Genomic DNA, 16,713 nt, shown 5'->3' on the forward strand with positions numbered 1-16,713 from the left:
AGGTTTCGACGATCAAGGAACTCTTTTCGAACCCCCTGCGGCCTCAGACAACGAACCATGATCACGCTCACCTACCGCATCGAGACATCAGGCAGCATCGAGAGGCTGGCAGCCAAGATCGCCAGCGACCAGTCGACTGGAACCTTCGTCGCGCTGCCCGGCGAGACCGAGGAACTGAAAGCCCGGGTGGCCGCACGTGTCCTGGCCATTCGGCACCTGCCGGACGCACTTCGCCCCTCCATTCCCGAGGCCGGTAACGGGCCGTTCAAGCGCGCGGATGTCGACATCGCCTTTCCATTCGATGCCATCGGCCACGACCTGTCGGCTCTGATGACCATTGCCATCGGCGGCGCCTATTCGATCAAGGGCCTAACCGGCATTCGCGTTGTCGACATGAAGCTGCCGGAGCAATTCCGCGGCGCGCATCCAGGTCCGCAATTCGGCGTCGCCGGCAGCCGCAGGCTGACAGGTGTCACGGATCGGCCGATCATCGGCACCATCGTCAAGCCGGCGCTGGGGCTGCGGCCCCCCGAGACCGCCGCGATGGTGGGCGAGCTGATCGCCGCCGGTGTCGATTTCATCAAGGACGATGAGAAGCTGATGAGCCCAGCCTATTCGCCGCTGGCGGAGCGGGTAAAGGCAATCATGCCGCTGATCCTCGACCACGAGCAGAGGACCGGCAAGAAGGTGATGTACGCCTTCGGCATCTCGCATGCCGACCCGGACGAGATGATGCGCAATCACGATCTGGTGGCCAAGGCCGGCGGAAATTGCGCGGTGGTCAACATCAACTCCGTCGGTTTCGGTGGCCTGGCCTTCTTGAGAAAACGCTCCAGCCTGGTGCTTCACGCTCATCGCAACGGCTGGGACATCCTCACCCGCCATCCCGGCCTCGGTATGAACTTCAAGGTCTGGCAACAGTTCTGGCGGCTGCTCGGCGTCGACCAGTTCCAGATCAACGGCATCCAATCGAAATACTGGGAGCCGGACGCGTCTTTCGTCGAGTCCTTCAAGGCGGTGACGACGCCGATTTTTGCCCCTGAGGATTGCGCCTTGCCTGTGGCGGGCTCCGGCCAATGGGGCGGGCAAGCGCCCGAGACCTATGAACGGACCGGCCGGACGGTCGATCTGCTCTATCTGTGCGGCGGCGGCATCGTCAGCCATCCGGATGGACCGGGCGCCGGGGTGCGTGCCGTGCAGCAAGCCTGGCAGGCGGCGGTCGACGGCATTCCGCTGGCGGATTTCGCCTTGAGCCATCCGGAGCTGGCGCGGTCGATCGAAAAATTCGGCGACGGCAAAGCGGCCTGAAGCAATGCAAGACCTGCTTCTCAGCTATTATGGCGACGACCTCACCGGCTCGACCGACGTCATGGAAGCGCTCGAACTCGGCGGCGTGCCGACCGTGCTATTTATGCGCCAGCCGGACGCGGCCATGCTTGCGCAGTTCAGCCACTGCCGCGCCATTGGATTGGCCGGCACCAGCCGCAGCGAGACGCCACAATGGATGGACACGCATCTGAGCGATGCCTTCGCTTGGCTGAAGACGCTGAATGCCGCGATCTGTCACTACAAGGTCTGCTCGACCTTCGATTCCAGCCCGGCGATCGGCAGCATCGGTCGCGCCATCGAGATCGGCCGCTCGGTCTTCGCGCAGGACAGCGTGCCGCTGCTGGTCGGGGCGCCGCAGCTCAAGCGTTACACCGCCTTCGGCCATTTGTTCGCGGCCTATCGTGAAAAGTATTTCCGCATCGACCGCCATCCGGTGATGAGCCGCCACCCGACGACGCCGATGGATGAATCCGACCTGCTGATCCATCTGTCGCGGCAGACGGAGCTCACATCGGGGCTGGTCGACCTCGCGACGTTGCAGTCGGTGGCGCGCTCGGAGGCCTTCGACCGCTTGCTCGCAGAGGGCACCGACATCGTACTTGTCGATGTCGACAGCCGCGAGACGCAGGCGCTTGCCGGCAAGGAGATATGGCGCGCCCGCAAGCCGGGCGGTTCGTTCGTCGTCGGCTCGTCCGGGATCGAATATGCGCTGCTGGCCGAATGGGTGTCGAGTGGGACAGTCAGAGCTGAGCCAGGATTTTCGCCGCCAGGTGCCGCCGACCGGATCGCGGTCGTCTCGGGCAGTTGTTCGCCGACGACCGAACGACAGATCCGGCACGCTTTGACCGACGGCTTCGACGGCATCGAGGTCGATCCCGTCGAACTGATCTCCGAAGCTTCCGGAGATGCGATCGCACGCGCGACGGCAGCCGGTCGCGCCAGCCTGGAAGGCGGGCGCAGCGTCGTTCTCTACACGGCCCTTGGACCCAACGCCGACAGGGGGGGCGAAATCGACCGCCAGGAAGGCGCCCGCCACAAGCTTGGTCGCGGCCTCGGCGAACTGCTTCGCGCGCTGACCATCGAGCAGAAGTTGCAGCGCGTGGTCATAGCCGGAGGCGACACGTCGAGCCACGCTCTCGGCCAGATGGGCGTCGGTGCGCTGACGGTGCGGATGCCGCTGCCGGCGTCGCCGGGCTCGCCGCTTTGCGTCGCTCACTCGCATATTGAGGCGATCGATGGGCTGGAGGTGGCGCTCAAGGGCGGGCAGGTCGGAACCGACCGCTATTTCAGCGCCATCCGCGACGGCCTTAGCAGCTGACAACGCGTCGCTCCGGCAACCGCGAGATCCATCCGAAGCCTTTTTGTCGCGTATGTTGACGTTAAATTCACATAAAGATATGAGTTCTTTGTTGCGGCGAGGTGCTTTTGCCGTTTGTCCCCCTTGCTCAATCGGGGTTGTCGCCATGTGTTTCGCCCTTGCATCAGACTGCAGGATCGCCCTGTAGCAATCGCCAATGCTGAAAGAGGCGGTGATCATGCCCAGCCTGCTCGGAATCGATAACGGCCTCACGGTCACCAAGGCGGTCATCTTCGATGCCGACGGCACGCAATTGTCCGTGGCGCGTCGCCGGGTGCCGCAATCGATGCCCCACGCGCGCTGGGTGGAGCGCGACATGTCAGGCCTGTGGCAAGCAACAGCCGACGCCATCAAGGAGGCGATCGCGCTCTCCGGCAGGCCGGCGGAAGACATCAAGGCGGTGGCGGCGACCGCGCATGGCGATGGTCTCTATCTGCTCGATCATGATCGTCAGCCTTTGGGATCAGGCATCCTGTCGCTCGACAGCCGCGCCGGCGACGTTGTCGAAAGGTGGTCCGCCGGTACCGTTTTCACCGATGCGCTGGCGACGACGGGCCAGACGCCGCATGTTTCGGCGCCGTCGGCGCTGCTGGCGTGGCTTAAGCAGAACGATCCTGATCGCTATGGCCGCATCGGCCATGTGCTGGCCTGCAAGGACTGGCTGCGCTTTTGCCTGACCGGCACGATCGGGACCGACCGCACGGAGGCCAGCACTTCATTCACGGATTTTCGCGCGCAAGCCTATGCGCCTGAAGCGCTGCGCATCTTCGGGTTGGAGGATCTGTTCAACGCGCTGCCGCCGGTGGCGCATTCCGCTGACATCGCCGGTCAAGTCACAGCCGATGCCGCCGAAAGGACCGGCCTTCGCAAGGGAACACCGGTCGCCTGCGGCCTGCACGACGTGGCCGCCTCGGCGCTTGGCATGGGCGGCCATGAAGACGGCGTGCTCGCCATCGTCGCCGGCACCTATTCCATCAATGAAGTCGTCTCTTCGCAACCGCGCGTCGACCGGCGTTGGTTCTGCCGCAACGCCATCGACGCGGGCCGTTGGAACAACATGTCGATCTCGCCGGCCTCGACCGCGAACTACGACTGGTTTCTCGACACGTTTTGCCGCGCGGAGCAGGACAGGACGGATGGCGGCTCCCTCCACGAATTGCTGGCGGGAGAGATCGACGCGGCGTTGAAGAAGCCTTCGACCATCCTGTTTCATCCCTATCTGTTCGGCTCTCCCTATGGCGATTTGGCCAGCGGCAGCTTTGTCGGCCTGCATGGCTGGCACAATCGCGGCGACATGCTGAAGGCGGTTCTGGAAGGCATCGCCTTCAATCACCGCACCCATGTCGAGGCCTTGCGCGACGGCTTTGCCGTCAGCGAGATCCGCCTGACCGGGGGCGGCTCGCGTAATCCTGCTTTCGTCCAGATGTTTGCCGACGTGCTGAACGCCCCGGTCACCGTCACCTCGACGGATGAGACCGCGGCCCTCGGTGCCGCGCTTTGCGCAGGTGCTGCGGTCGGCTTGTTCAAGACGCCGCAAGAGGGCGCCAGGCAGGTCGGGATGACGGAGCGGACGTATCAACCCGTGCCCGCCTCCAGTGCTGTGTTCAATGAGCGGTTTTCGCTCTACTGCCGCATAGCCGAGCAACTGAAGTCGCATTGGCCTGATATCGAAAGGCTGGCGGGGGTAAACGCATGATCAAGGCCGACGAACGACGAGAAGAGATCGCCGATTATGTGATCAAGCTCGGCCAGGTGCGCATCGATGATCTGGTCGAGCATTTCGGCGTGTCGCGCATGACCATCCACCGGCATATCGACCGGCTGGCGCAGCAGGGCGTGCTGCGCAAGCTGCACGGTGCGGTGACGGTCCAGCCTTCCGGCCTCTACGAGAGCGCTTTCCGCTACCGGGTGACCGTCAATCGAGCCGAGAAGGATGCACTGGCGCGGGCGGCACTGGATTATATCGAGGCCGGCCAGGTGGTGATGCTGGACGATTCATCGACGGCAAACGCGGTCGCGACGCTGCTGCTCGACGTCAAGCCGCTGACCGTCGTTTCCAACAGCGTCTCGACGGCGGGCCAATTGATCAATGTGGACGATATCGATTTCATCTGCCTCGGCGGCCAGTATCATCCCACTTACAATGCCTATATCGGCATTGTCTGCGAGAACGCCGTGGCGCAGTTGCGCGCCAATGTGCTGATCTGTTCGGCTTCGGCCGTCACCGGAACCACTGCTTTCATCCAGGATCCGAATGTCGTGCGGGTCAAGCAGGCGATGATGACCGCCTCCGTGAAGCGCATCCTTTTGGTGGACCACGCAAAATTCGACCGGATCGCGCTGCATGTCTTCGACGATTTGACCAGTTTCGACGCCGTGCTGGTGACCGAGGGCCTCGGCGATGCGCAGGCGCAGAGCCTCGAGCGGGCCGGGGTGAAACTGCGCATCGTCAAGACGAAAGCGCCATGAGCCGAACAGACGGAGCAGGGGCGGACAATCCCGCCGGGCGTCTCGCCGCGATAGCCGGGACCGGCGAGGTCGACGTCGTCATTCTTGGCGCCGGCATCAACGGGGCAGGGCTGTTTCGCGATCTGTGCGCGCAAGGTGTCAGCTGCCTGATCGTCGACAAGGCGGACTTCGGCTCGGGCACCAGTGCCGCGCCGTCGAGGCTCATCCACGGCGGCCTGAAATATCTCGAGACGGGCGAGTTCGGGCTGGTGGCGCAGTCGACGCTCGAACGCAATCTGCTTCTTCAAAACGCGCCGCACTATGTCAGCCCGCTGCCGACCGTCATCCCGATCTTCTCGTGGAGCAAGGGCATGCTCGCGGCGTTGCGAACGCTGTTCGGCTCGACCAGCGCGCCGCGCAGCCGCGGCGCCATGCTGATCAAGATCGGCTTGATGATCTACGATTTCTACGGTTCACGAAACCAGGTCATGCCGCGCCACCGCATGGTCGGGCGGCGGCAGGCGCTTGTTGAGATGCCGGCGCTCAATCCGGCGATCGTCGCCACCGGCACCTACTACGACGCCAAGATAAGTCACCCGGAAAGGCTGGTGCTGGAACTGATCCTCGACGGCTTGCAGGCTCACGCGGCGTCTGCCGGTGCCAACTACACGACACTGGCGGCTTCAGCCAATGGCGTGCTCACCTTCCAGCCGGAAAACGGCACCCCTTTTTCGGTGCGACCAAGGCTGGTGATCAACGCCGCCGGTCCATGGATCGATGACGTCAACGCGCTGCTTGGTGCTCCATCGAAGATGATCGGCGGCACCAAGGGCTCGCATATCCTGTTAAGGCATGACGAACTGGTCAAAAGCCTCGCCGGGCGCATGCTCTATTTCGAGGCCGATGACGGCCGCATCTGCCTGGTCTACGACTATCTCGGCCTGGCGCTGGTCGGCTCGACCGACATCAAGGCCGACAATCCGGACGCGGTCCGCTGCGAACCCGAAGAAGTCGACTATCTGCTCGACAGCGTGCGAACGCTGCTGCCGGGCATGGCGTTCGAGCGCGACCAGATCGTCTACGCCTATAGCGGCATCCGGCCGCTGCCGACGTCTGAAGCAGCGACGCCCGGACTGATCAGCCGCGATCATTCGGCGCCCGTTGCCGAGCCGGACGGCAACAGGCCCTTTGCAGTCATTTCGCTGGTCGGCGGCAAATGGACGACGTTCCGCGGCTTTGCCGAGGAAGTCACTGATACCGTACTCATGTGCTTGCAGCGCAGCCGCAAGATGTCGACTCAGTCGATGCCGATCGGCGGTGGGCGGGATTTTCCGGCCAATGCCGCCGCGCGCGCGAACTGGCTGGCTGAGGCACAGCAGGCAACGGGCGCCGGGGAAGGGCGCCTTGATCAATTGCTGTCGCGCTACGGGACCAGAGCCGTTGAGATCGCCAGGCACGGGTCGGATGATGAGGGTTGCCTGCCGGACTCCGGCGGCTACGGCAAGGCGGAAATCGACTACATCGCGCGCAACGAGTTCGTCGAACATCTGGCCGATGTCGTTATGCGCCGCAGCACGTTGGCGATAGGCGGCTCGCTGACGAGCCGCGACCTGCAGGAGATTGCCGCGATCGCGGGGCGGGCGTTGGGGTGGAGCACCGAGCGCCTCACGCGGGAGGTCGAAGCCGCTGTTGTCGAGCTCGAGGGTAGGAACCTGATGCGGCTGGACTGATCGCTTGATCGCTGACGCCGATAGCTTTTCCTGAGGCAATCCGATCGATTTGCCCTTGTTGGGCCGTGTGCTCCAAACTTGCACCCAGGATTTTGGCCCGCGCTTACGGGTTCATGCTACCACTTGGATGAGATCACACAAATTGACGTTAAAATAACGCTGCCATATGGTCATATTATATGCTTACCTTCTAATAGGCCCGCGTTGGCTGCCGAATGTCGGCTGGAGGCTACCGTCTGCGGAGGGATTGACAGCGATGCAAAGGTATGAAAATTTTTGCACGCAAAGATAATATTATCGCCCTGGGGAGGGAATGGCTTGAATTCCGGCGGATCCGCGAACCGCGACCATGAGTCCAGCCTCGCCACGCGCGCGGCCTGGCTCCACTATGCCGGTGGTCTGACCCAGGCCCAGGTGGCCAAGCGGCTTGGCCTGACCAGCCTCAAGGCGCATAGGCTTATTACCAAGGCCAACCAGGAAGGTCTCGTCAGGGTCTTCATCGACGGCGACGTCGCCGAATGCGTCGACCTGGAACAGCGCCTGATCGCCGCCTATGGGCTCCACTATTGCGAGGTGGTTCCCGATCTCGATCAGGACGAACTGCCTCTGAAGGGGCTCGGCATTGCCGGCGCCCAGTTCCTGAAGCGTGAAATCGATCGCGGCGAAGACATGCTGATCGGCGTCGGCCATGGCCGCACCCTTGCGGCCAGCGTCGAGTATCTGACGCGCACCACTGCTGCCCACATCCGTTTCGTCTCGCTGCTTGGCGGCGTGACGCGCAAATTCGCCGCCAACCCGCACGACGTCATGCATCGCCTGGCAGAGCGGACCGGCGCGCAGGCTTTCGTCATGCCGGTGCCTTTTGTCGCCAACACCACCGAGGACCGCGAGGTGCTGCTTGGCCAGCGCGGCATCAGCAATGTGTTCGCTCTCGCCAGCCGGTCCGACCTGATGTTCGTCGGAATAGGCACGGCTGAGCGGGAGGCGTCGCTGGTCGCCACCGGCATGATCGAGCCTTCCGAAATCGATGAGGTCAAGCGGGACGGCGGCGTTGGTGAATTGCTGGCGCATTTCTTCGACGACAAGGGGCGTCCGGTCGAAACGGCGCTGTCGGAAAGAATACTGGCGCTTCCGCGCGATCAGTTGAAGGGCCGCAGGATCGTTGCCGTCGCCGGCGGCAAGGTAAAGGTGCGCGCCATCAAGGCAGTACTCGAAAGCCGTTATCTCAGCGGCCTGATCACCGACGAATGCACCGCCCGCGCCCTGGTCGAGCTCGACGATGCAGCCGGGGCCGCGAAGCGCCGCGTGAACGGAGGAACTTCGAATGCGTGACAACGGACAATCCGCACCGCTGGTGGTTGCATCATGAGCGCGAAGGCCACCGCCCGGCAAGCTTCGCCCGGCCTGCGCCGGGTGCTTGCCGGCGCTGCGGTTGTGGTTCTGCTCGGCGCCATGGCGCTCGATACCAAGGTGATCAAGATCGGCTCTGCCGGCGATGTTCGCAACGCGGTGTTTTCGGCCGCCGACTACGGCAAGTCTGAATTTCCCAAGGTGCAGGCCGATGTCGAAGCGCGTGCCGCCGACGCCGCAACGGTGGCGACGGCGATCGCCAAGGACAGGGCGACGGCCGAAAAGGAATATGGCGTGCCGGCGGGAGTCGGACCGGTCATCTCGGTCAAGTTCACCGGCGTCGTCGGCGAGGGAAAATCGGGCATCTACAAGGTCGCGGTCGACGGTTTGCCGGACACGTTGACCGTCCGCGTACAGACTGGGCCGGCGATCAACGGCACCGAGCTTCGCGACGCCACCGGCAAGATCACCTTTGGTCAGTTCACCAACCAGATCGAGTATCAGGACGCCGGCTCGGCGCTGAACAACGAGATGAAGAAGGAGGTGCTGGCGAAAGTCGATACCAGTGACTTGACCGGCAAGACAATAGCGGTGGTCGGCGTCTTCAAGCTGGTCAATCCGAAGAGCTGGCTGGTCACGCCGGTGAGGCTGGACGTCAAATGACAATGACTGCCGGCACAGAACCCGCGACTGGCGATGCCGTGCTTTCGGCGCGCAATGTCGTCATGTCGTATGGCGGCGTCCACGCGCTCAAGGGCGTCAACTTCGACATCCATCGCGGCAAGGTCACCACCCTGTTCGGAGAGAATGGCGCCGGCAAATCGACGCTGATGAAGATCCTGTCCGGCGTGGTGACGCCGACATCCGGCGACATCGTGCTCGACGGCAATCTCGTCAGCTTTGCCTCGTCTTCGGACGCGCGCGATCGCGGCATTTCGATCATCCACCAGGAGCTCAGCCTGGCGCCGAATCTGAGCGTTCGCGACAACATCTTCATGGGCCGCGAACTGCGCACCAGAACCGGCCTCGACTTCGCCGAGGAGGCGCGCCAGGCGCGGGCGCTGATGGCCGACCTCGAAGAAGACATCGATCCGATGACCCTGGTCGAGGACCTGCGCCTGGGGCAGCAACAGATCGTCGAGATCGCACGCGCGCTGTCGGTCGATTCCCGCATCCTGATCATGGACGAGCCGACCTCCGCACTCAGTGCGACCGAGGTGGAGGTGCTGTTCAAGGTGATCCGCGATCTGACCAGCCGCGGTGTCTCCATCGTCTACATCTCGCACCACCTCGAAGAGGCGCTGCAGATCACCGACTACGCCGTCGTGCTGCGTGACGGGGCGATCACGGCGACGGCCGAAGCCAAGGACATCGACCTCGAATGGATCGTCCGCAACATGGTGGGTGAGAATTTCGACCTCGGCTCGCCGCCGACCGGCCATGCGTTTGGTGAGGTCGCGCTGTCGATCGAGGATGTCAGCGTCACCGACGCTTCGGGTTCAGGCTACGTCGTCGATCATCTGTCGCTGGATGTCAAAGCGGGCGAGATCGTCTGCATCTATGGGCTGATGGGCGCGGGCCGCACGGAATTGCTGGAGGCCGTCGCCGGCCGTGTGCCCATGGCGGGCGGGCGGGCGCTGCTGGAGGGTGAGGACGTTTCGGGGCTGACCATTGCCCAGCGCATCGCCCGAGGTCTGGTTCTGGTCCCCGAGGATCGCCAGCGCGACGGCCTGGTTCAGACCATGACCGTCGGCCGCAATCTGTCGCTTGCCAGCATCGAGGCGTTCGCGAAAGGCCTGTTCCTCTCCCGGCCGAGGGAACGCGCACTGATCGACGATTCGATCCGCAAGGTGACCATCAAGACCGCGGGCGGCAACGCCATGATCGGATCGCTGTCGGGCGGCAACCAGCAGAAGGTCGTCATCGGCAAGATGCTGACGACAGATCCCAAGGTCATCCTTCTCGACGAGCCGAGCCGCGGCATCGATGTCGGCGCCAAGGCCGAAGTCTTTCGCTTGCTCAGCGAGCGTGCCGCGCAAGGCCTGGCGGTCGTCTTCTCGACCTCGGAGGTCAATGAGTGCCTCAGCATCGCCCACCGCATCGTCGTCATGCGGCGCGGCAAGATTTCAGCCGAATTCGGCGCCAACGCCACCAAAGAGCAGATCATGGCCGCCTCCGGCGAAGCCGTGGTCGCCTGACCACAGAATTTCCGGAGCCCCGACCCATGAGCGATGTCAGCCAGGCCAGCAAACAGTCCAGCCCCAATGCGGGCGGAGAGGGCTTCGACGTGGCCAAGCTGCTGCTCGAAGGCCGGGCCTTCTTTGCCCTGATCGTCATCATCGTCGTCTTCTCGATCCTGTCGCCCTACTACCTCTCGGTGGCGAATTTCCTGACCATGGCTTCGCATGTCGCCATCTTCGGGATTCTCGCCATCGGCATGCTGCTCGTCATCCTCAATGGCGGCATCGACCTGTCGGTGGGGTCGACGCTCGGGCTTGCCGGCGTCGTCGCCGGTTTTCTGATGCAAGGCGTGACGCTGACCTGGCTCGGCGTCGTTCTCTATCCGCCGGTCTGGGTGGTCGCGGTGCTGGCCTGCATGCTGGGCGCCGCTGTCGGGCTGATCAACGGCGTGCTGATCGCGCGGTTCAAGGTTCCGGCCTTTGTCGCCACGCTCGGCGTCATGTACATGGCGCGCGGCCTGGCACTGCTGATGACCAGCGGCCTGACCTACAACAATCTCGGCGGCAAGCCGGAGTTGGGCAACACCGGTTTCGACGCGCTTGGCTTCAACCGTCTGTTCGGCGTGCCGACCGGCGTGGTGGTGCTGGCGGTCATCGCGCTGATCGGCAGCATCGTGTTGAACCGCACCGCGTTCGGGCGCTGGCTCTACGCCTCGGGCGGCAATGAGCGCGCCGCCGAACTGTCCGGCGTTCCGGTCAAGACTGTGCAGATTTCGGTCTATGTGCTTTCAGGCATCTGTGCCGCCATTGCCGGCCTGATCCTGTCCTCGCAGTTGACCTCGGCCGGACCGACCGCCGGCACCACTTACGAACTGACGGCCATCGCCGCCGTCGTCATCGGCGGCGCCGCACTCACCGGCGGGCGCGGCAACATTCGCGGCACCCTGCTCGGAGCCTTCGTCATCGGCTTCCTGTCCGACGGTCTGGTGATCATCGGCATCTCATCCTACTGGCAGACAGTGTTCACCGGCGCCGTCATCGTGCTCGCCGTGCTCCTCAATGCCGTTCAGTATCGCCGCCGTAGCAAGCTTCCAGCTTCGACGGGCGGCCAACCGACTTCTCAGAAACGGGGGAAGGCCGAACCGGCCAATCCTGCCCAAGGGAAGACTGCCAGCTGACTGGCAGCAAGACCGCGTAAAATCATTGGAGGAATGTACATGAAAATCGTGCTTAGAAGTTTGCTTGCCGCCGCGATGGTGGTCGGGTTTAGCGCAGCCGCATCGGCCGCGGGCCTGATCTCGATCATCGTCAACGATCCGGCCAACCCCTACTGGCTGACCGAAGGCAACGTTGCCAAGGCCGAAGCCGAAAAGCTTGGCTATACAGCCAACGTCGCCGCCCACAAGGGCGACACCAATACCGAAAGCAATCTGATCGACACCGCCATCACCAACAAGTCGGTGGCGATCATCCTCGACCCGGCCAATGCCGATGGTTCGGTCGGCGCGGTGAAGAAGGCGATTGCCGCCAACATCCCGGTTTTCCTCGTCAATGCCGAGATCAACCAGGAAGGTCTTGCCAAGGGACAGCTCGTCTCCAACAACGCCCAGGGTGCGGCTCTCGGTGCCCAGCAGTGGGTGCAGGCGGTCGGTGAAAAGGGCAAGTATGTCGAACTGCTCGGCGCCCCGTCGGACAACAACGCCGCCACGCGCTCGAACGGCTACGCGACTGTGCTCAGCCAGTATCCGGATCTCGAAAAGGCCGCTTCGCAGGTCGCCAACTGGGATCGTACCCAGGGCCATGACAAGATGCAGAGCATGCTGCAGGCCAATCCCGACATCATCGCCGTGATCAGCGGCAACGATGAAATGGCGCTTGGCGCGGTTGCGGCGCTGAAGGAAGCTGGCAAGCTCGCCGGCATCAAGGTCGGCGGCTTTGACGGTTCCCCGGATGCGGTTGCGGCCATCAAGTCCGGCGAACTGCAGTACACCGTGCTTCAGCCGGTGGCCATCTTCTCGGCCAAGGCTGTGCAGCAGGCCGACTCGTTCATCAAGTCGGGCGCTACTGGCGCCACCAGCGAGAAGCAGCTGTTCGATTGCCTGCTCATCACCAAGGACAATGTGGACAAGTACACCGCACCCTTCGTGCTGTCGGAATAAAAACCTGCTCAGGGGGTGTCCTTCGCGGACACTCCCTGGCTCTTCCATGGCTTCGAGACAACAAAGACTGCTCCTTGTGACTTGCCTTCATAACCATCCGGAACTTGCGGCATGAAAGACCTGCTGATCGGGATCGACGCGGGAACGTCCGTGATCAAATCGGTCGCTTTCGATCTATCGGGGCGGCAGCTCGCCATGGCATCGGTGACCAACAGCTTCGTCACGCTGGAAGGCGGCGGCGCCGAACAGGACCTTAATCAGACCTGGCGCGACATGGTGCTGACCGTTCTCGATCTGGCGACGAAAATTCCAGACCTCGCGCGGCGAACCGCGGCCGTCGCGGTCACCGGGCAGGGCGACGGCACCTGGCTGATCGATGGCGACGGCATGCCGGTCGGGCGCGCGTGGCTCTGGCTCGATGCGCGCGCCGGACATCTGGTGGACGAGATGCGCGGCGATCCCCGGGATCGCACGCGGTTCGAGATCACCGGCACCGGGCTCAACGCCTGCCAGCAGGGCGCTCAGCTCAGCTGGCTGAAGAAAAACAGCCCGGAAATCCTGGAGCGCGCCGCCACTGCCTTTCACTGCAAGGACTGGCTCTATTTCAAGATGACCGGCGAGCGCGCCACCGATCCTTCGGAGGGAACATTCACCTTCGGCGATTTCCGCGCGCGCAGCTATTCCGACGAGGTGCTCGACATTCTCGATCTGACGTCGCACCGCCGCCTGCTGCCCCCCATGCTCGAAGGCACGACCGACCATCATCCGCTTTCTGCGTCGGCAGCAGGCGAGACCGGCCTGCTTGCGGGCACGCCGGTGGTGCTGGGCTATGTCGACATGGTCAGCACCGCGCTCGGCGCCGGCCTCTATGATCCAAGCGGCAATGTTGGCTGCACGGTCATCGGCTCGACCGGCATCCACACGCGCCTGGCGCGCACAGCCGACGATGTCATCCTCAACGACAACGCGTCCGGCTACACGATCGCCATGCCGGTTCCCGGCGCCTATGCGCAACTGCAATCCAACATGGCGGCGACGCTCAACATCGACTGGCTGCTCGGCCTGGCGCGCGACGTGCTGACCGCCAGCGGCGCCAAGCCTTCGCGCGACGAATTGCTGAAAGCGCTCGATGTCTGGGTCGAAGGATCGGAACCGGGGTCGCTGGTCTATCAGCCCTACATCTCGCTTGCCGGCGAACGCGGACCGTTCGTCGATCCAGACGCGCGCGCGGGCTTCATCGGGCTTTCCGTCAAGCACGGTTTTGGCGATCTGGCGCGCGCAGTTCTCGAAGGATTGGCCTTCGCGGCCCGCGATTGCTACCAGGCAATGGGCAGCGTGCCCGGCGAAATCCGCCTGTCTGGCGGCGCCGCGCGCAGCCCGTCGCTGCGCCGTATCATCGCTGCGGCGACCCGCGCGCAAGTCAGGACCAGCAGCCGCCAGGAAGCCGGCGCCGCGGGTGCGGCGATGATGGCCGCGGTCGGGCTCGGCGTCTATCGCTCCATGGATGATTGCTGCGCCGAATGGGTGACGCCGCTTCTGGGCGAATGCGACGCCTATGACGAGGCGCTTTCCCAAACCTACGATGCGCTGTTTCCATCCTTCGTCGCGGCGCGCCAGGCGCTGCGGCCGGTGTGGAAGGGCATGGCGCACCGCACAGGAGCAAAGTCTTGAGTGATACGTCAGATATTGTCGATCTCTTCGTGATCGGCGGCGGCGTCAACGGCGCCGGCATAGCGCGTGATGCTGCCGGTCGCGGGCTGTCGGTCATCCTGTGCGAGAAGGACGATCTTGCACAAGGCACCAGCTCGCGCTCCGGCAAGCTGGTGCATGGCGGTCTGCGCTATCTCGAATATTACGAGTTCCGGCTGGTGCGCGAAGCGCTGATCGAACGCGAGGTGCTGCTTGAGGCGGCGCCGCACATCATCTGGCCGATGCGCTTCGTGCTGCCGCACAGCCCCGAAGACAGGCCGGCATGGCTGGTTCGGCTCGGGCTGTTTCTCTACGACCATCTTGGCGGCCGCAAGCGGTTGCCGGGAACGAGGACGCTGAACCTGAGGACCGCGCCGGAAGGGGAGCCGATCAAGGACGAATTCAAGCGCGGCTTCGAATATTCCGACTGCTGGGTCGATGACGCCAGGCTGGTGCTGCTCAATGCGCTCGACGCCAGTCAGCGCGGCGCAAAAGTCTTCACCCGCACCGCCTGTATTGCTGCCCGGCGCGAAGGCGGCATGTGGTCCATCGACATGCAGGATGGCCGCACCGGTGCGGTGACGAAGGTCCGCGCACGCGGGCTGGTCAATGCGGCTGGGCCGTGGGTGAATGACATCGTCAGCCGCGTCGCCGGGCAGAATTCCACCCGCAACGTTCGCCTGGTGAAGGGCAGCCATATCGTCGTGCCGAAATTCTGGGAGGGGTGGCAGGCCTATCTGATCCAGAACAACGACAAGCGGGTGATCTTCGTCAACCCGTATGAGAACGATCTGGCGCTGATCGGCACGACGGACATTCCCTACGAGGGCCGGCCCGAAGAAGTGGCGGCCGAGGCCAGCGAAATCGATTATCTGATCAAGGTGGTCAATCGCTATTTCAAGCGACAGCTGACCGCGAAAGACGTGGTTTACAGTTTCTCGGGCGTGCGTCCGCTCTATGACGACAATGCCGACAACCCGAGCGCGGTGACGCGCGACTACATCTTCGAACTCGACGCCCCGAACGGTGGCGCGCCGCTGCTTTCTGTGTTCGGCGGCAAGATCACCACCTTCCGCAAACTGTCCGAACATGCGCTGGAAAAGATCCAGCCCTTCTTTCCGACCATGAAGAAGGCCTGGACGGCCAAAATTCCCCTGCCGGGAGGCGACCTGCCCAACGCGGATTTCGAGCAGTTCCTGGGTGATCTGCACGCCGAGTTTTCGTGGCTTAGCCCGTCGCTGGTGAAGCACTATGCTCGAAGCTACGGCACGCGCACACGCGCTTTGCTGAAAGGGGTCAAAGACGAAGCGGATCTCGGCCGTCGTTTCGGCCCGGATTTCTACGAGCTCGAAGCTGTCTTCCTGTTCGAGACCGAATGGGCGATGACCGCCGCCGACGTTCTCGAGCGCCGGACCAAACACGGGCTGCATATCAATGCGGCCGAGCGGAAAACATTCGAAGACTGGTGCACAAAGACAATGGCGGCGGTGAACTGATGGCCTTCACGCTTTCGCTGAACACCAACCCGCTGGTCAATCGCTTCGCCGATCCCGACGATCTGATCGACGCCATTGCCTATGGCATCGGCATCCGCGACGTGCAGCTGACGCATGAATTCGTCAATCCGGGCTGGCCGGCGGCAACGATCGCCAAGTTCGTTCGCCTGTTCAACAGCGCCCTGGCGCGGACCGGCGTGCGGATCACTTCGGGTATGACCGGTCCCTATGGCCGGCTCAATCATTTCGGCCATCCGGACGCGGATGTGCGCCGCTATTATGTCGATTGGTTCAAGACCTTCGCCGACATCTCCGCCGAACTCGGCGCGTCGGGCATGGGCACGCAGTTCGCCATATTCACCTACAAGGATTTTGACGATCCGCAGCGGCGCGCGGCGCTTCTCGGCATCGCGCTCGAATGCTGGCGCGAAGTGGCCGAGCACGCCAAGGCGGCGGGCCTGACCTACCTTTTCTGGGAACCGATGTCGGTCGGCCGCGAGTTTGGCCACACGATCGAAAGCTGCGTCGAATTGCAGGGCGCCATCGATGCGGCCAAGCTGCCGATCCCGATGCAGATGATGGTCGACATCGACCATGGCGACGTGACCTCGCCCAATCCTGACGACACTGATCCCTATGCCTGGGCGAAAGCGTTCCCGTTGCAATCGCCGATCATCCACATCAAGCAATCGTCGATGAACAAGGGCGGGCACTGGCCGTTCACCGCCGCCTACAACAAGGATGGCCGCATCATCCCGCAGAAGCTGCTCGACGCCGTGCGGGCGGGTGGCGGAACCGACAATGAAATCTGCCTTGAACTTTCCTTCCGGGAGAGGGAACCGGTCGATCATCAGGTTATTGCAATGATCCGTGAGTCGGTGGATTTCTGGGCGCCTTACATCGACAGCGGCCGCGAAAGTCTCAAGCCTCGCGCTTGAGGCAAACCGCCGGCCCGAAGGCCGGCGCAGACCCGGA

General features: G+C 63.4%; 13 protein-coding genes. All 13 read left to right on the forward strand.

Annotated features, from left to right (window positions below):
- The first annotated feature begins 57 nt into the window (after positions 1–57).
- The 13 genes from oiaX to X756_RS145275 all read left to right on the forward strand — a co-directional run bounded on the left by oiaX (position 58) and on the right by X756_RS145275 (position 16,676).
- Positions 58–1,308 carry a 3-oxo-isoapionate-4-phosphate decarboxylase OiaX gene (oiaX, locus tag X756_RS145335; protein ID WP_023730745.1) on the forward strand — a complete coding sequence of 417 codons (1,251 nt, stop codon included), beginning with the start codon at positions 58–60 and terminating at the stop codon, positions 1,306–1,308.
- A gap of 4 nt (positions 1,309–1,312) precedes the next feature.
- Positions 1,313–2,647, forward strand: a complete 1,335-nt coding sequence (locus X756_RS145330; RefSeq protein WP_023730746.1) for a four-carbon acid sugar kinase family protein — start codon at positions 1,313–1,315, stop codon at positions 2,645–2,647.
- A gap of 217 nt (positions 2,648–2,864) precedes the next feature.
- A complete protein-coding gene (locus tag X756_RS145325; protein ID WP_023730747.1) occupies positions 2,865–4,382 on the forward strand; it encodes an FGGY-family carbohydrate kinase in 1,518 nt (505 codons plus the stop codon).
- Entirely contained in the window at positions 4,379–5,155 is a 777-nt protein-coding gene (locus tag X756_RS145320; RefSeq protein ID WP_031193112.1) for a DeoR/GlpR family DNA-binding transcription regulator, read from the forward strand. The genes X756_RS145325 and X756_RS145320 overlap by 4 nt, the downstream gene beginning before the upstream one ends.
- Positions 5,152–6,864, forward strand: a complete 1,713-nt coding sequence (locus X756_RS145315) for a glycerol-3-phosphate dehydrogenase/oxidase (RefSeq protein ID WP_023730748.1) — start codon at positions 5,152–5,154, stop codon at positions 6,862–6,864. The genes X756_RS145320 and X756_RS145315 overlap by 4 nt, the downstream gene beginning before the upstream one ends.
- Positions 6,865–7,182: 318 nt before the next feature.
- Complete coding sequence (locus X756_RS145310) at positions 7,183–8,196, forward strand: sugar-binding transcriptional regulator (RefSeq protein WP_023730749.1); 1,014 nt, start codon at positions 7,183–7,185, stop codon at positions 8,194–8,196.
- A 120-nt stretch (positions 8,197–8,316) separates the two neighbouring features.
- Entirely contained in the window at positions 8,317–8,877 is a 561-nt protein-coding gene (locus X756_RS145305) for a DUF2291 domain-containing protein (RefSeq protein WP_245261881.1), read from the forward strand.
- A complete protein-coding gene (locus X756_RS145300) occupies positions 8,874–10,412 on the forward strand; it encodes a sugar ABC transporter ATP-binding protein (RefSeq protein WP_023730750.1) in 1,539 nt (512 codons plus the stop codon). The genes X756_RS145305 and X756_RS145300 overlap by 4 nt, the downstream gene beginning before the upstream one ends.
- A 26-nt stretch (positions 10,413–10,438) precedes the next feature.
- Complete coding sequence (locus X756_RS145295; RefSeq protein ID WP_023681691.1) at positions 10,439–11,572, forward strand: ABC transporter permease; 1,134 nt, start codon at positions 10,439–10,441, stop codon at positions 11,570–11,572.
- A 33-nt stretch (positions 11,573–11,605) separates the two neighbouring features.
- A complete protein-coding gene (locus X756_RS145290) occupies positions 11,606–12,553 on the forward strand; it encodes a D-ribose ABC transporter substrate-binding protein (protein ID WP_023681690.1) in 948 nt (315 codons plus the stop codon).
- Between the two features lie 111 nt (positions 12,554–12,664).
- On the forward strand, positions 12,665–14,224 hold the full coding sequence (locus tag X756_RS145285; RefSeq protein WP_023730751.1) for an FGGY-family carbohydrate kinase: 1,560 nt from the start codon (positions 12,665–12,667) through the stop codon (positions 14,222–14,224).
- The gene (locus tag X756_RS145280; protein WP_023730752.1) at positions 14,221–15,738 is read left to right on the forward strand and encodes a glycerol-3-phosphate dehydrogenase; all 1,518 of its coding nucleotides are present in this window, start codon (positions 14,221–14,223) and stop codon (positions 15,736–15,738) included. The genes X756_RS145285 and X756_RS145280 overlap by 4 nt, the downstream gene beginning before the upstream one ends.
- Positions 15,738–16,676 carry a TIM barrel protein gene (locus X756_RS145275; RefSeq protein WP_023691090.1) on the forward strand — a complete coding sequence of 313 codons (939 nt, stop codon included), beginning with the start codon at positions 15,738–15,740 and terminating at the stop codon, positions 16,674–16,676. The genes X756_RS145280 and X756_RS145275 overlap by 1 nt, the downstream gene beginning before the upstream one ends.
- The last annotated feature ends 37 nt before the right edge of the window (positions 16,677–16,713 follow it).

This window comes from Mesorhizobium sp. LNJC405B00, from assembly GCF_000502615.1.
Lineage (GTDB): Bacteria > Pseudomonadota > Alphaproteobacteria > Rhizobiales > Rhizobiaceae > Mesorhizobium.

What these genes read in the sequence shown, in the direction of transcription:
- X756_RS145295 (WP_023681691.1), top strand. Translation starts at nt 10,439, where the DNA reads ATGAGCGATGTCAGCCAGGCCAGCAAACAGTCCAGCCCCAATGCGGGC.
- X756_RS145275 (WP_023691090.1), top strand. Translation starts at nt 15,738, where the DNA reads ATGGCCTTCACGCTTTCGCTGAACACCAACCCGCTGGTCAATCGCTTC.
- X756_RS145325 (WP_023730747.1), top strand. Translation starts at nt 2,865, where the DNA reads ATGCCCAGCCTGCTCGGAATCGATAACGGCCTCACGGTCACCAAGGCG.
- X756_RS145290 (WP_023681690.1), top strand. Translation starts at nt 11,606, where the DNA reads ATGTACATGAAAATCGTGCTTAGAAGTTTGCTTGCCGCCGCGATGGTG.
- oiaX (WP_023730745.1), top strand. Translation starts at nt 58, where the DNA reads ATGATCACGCTCACCTACCGCATCGAGACATCAGGCAGCATCGAGAGG.
- X756_RS145285 (WP_023730751.1), top strand. Translation starts at nt 12,665, where the DNA reads ATGAAAGACCTGCTGATCGGGATCGACGCGGGAACGTCCGTGATCAAA.
- X756_RS145315 (WP_023730748.1), top strand. Translation starts at nt 5,152, where the DNA reads ATGAGCCGAACAGACGGAGCAGGGGCGGACAATCCCGCCGGGCGTCTC.
- X756_RS145305 (WP_245261881.1), top strand. Translation starts at nt 8,317, where the DNA reads ATGGCGCTCGATACCAAGGTGATCAAGATCGGCTCTGCCGGCGATGTT.
- X756_RS145330 (WP_023730746.1), top strand. Translation starts at nt 1,313, where the DNA reads ATGCAAGACCTGCTTCTCAGCTATTATGGCGACGACCTCACCGGCTCG.
- X756_RS145320 (WP_031193112.1), top strand. Translation starts at nt 4,379, where the DNA reads ATGATCAAGGCCGACGAACGACGAGAAGAGATCGCCGATTATGTGATC.
- X756_RS145300 (WP_023730750.1), top strand. Translation starts at nt 8,874, where the DNA reads ATGACAATGACTGCCGGCACAGAACCCGCGACTGGCGATGCCGTGCTT.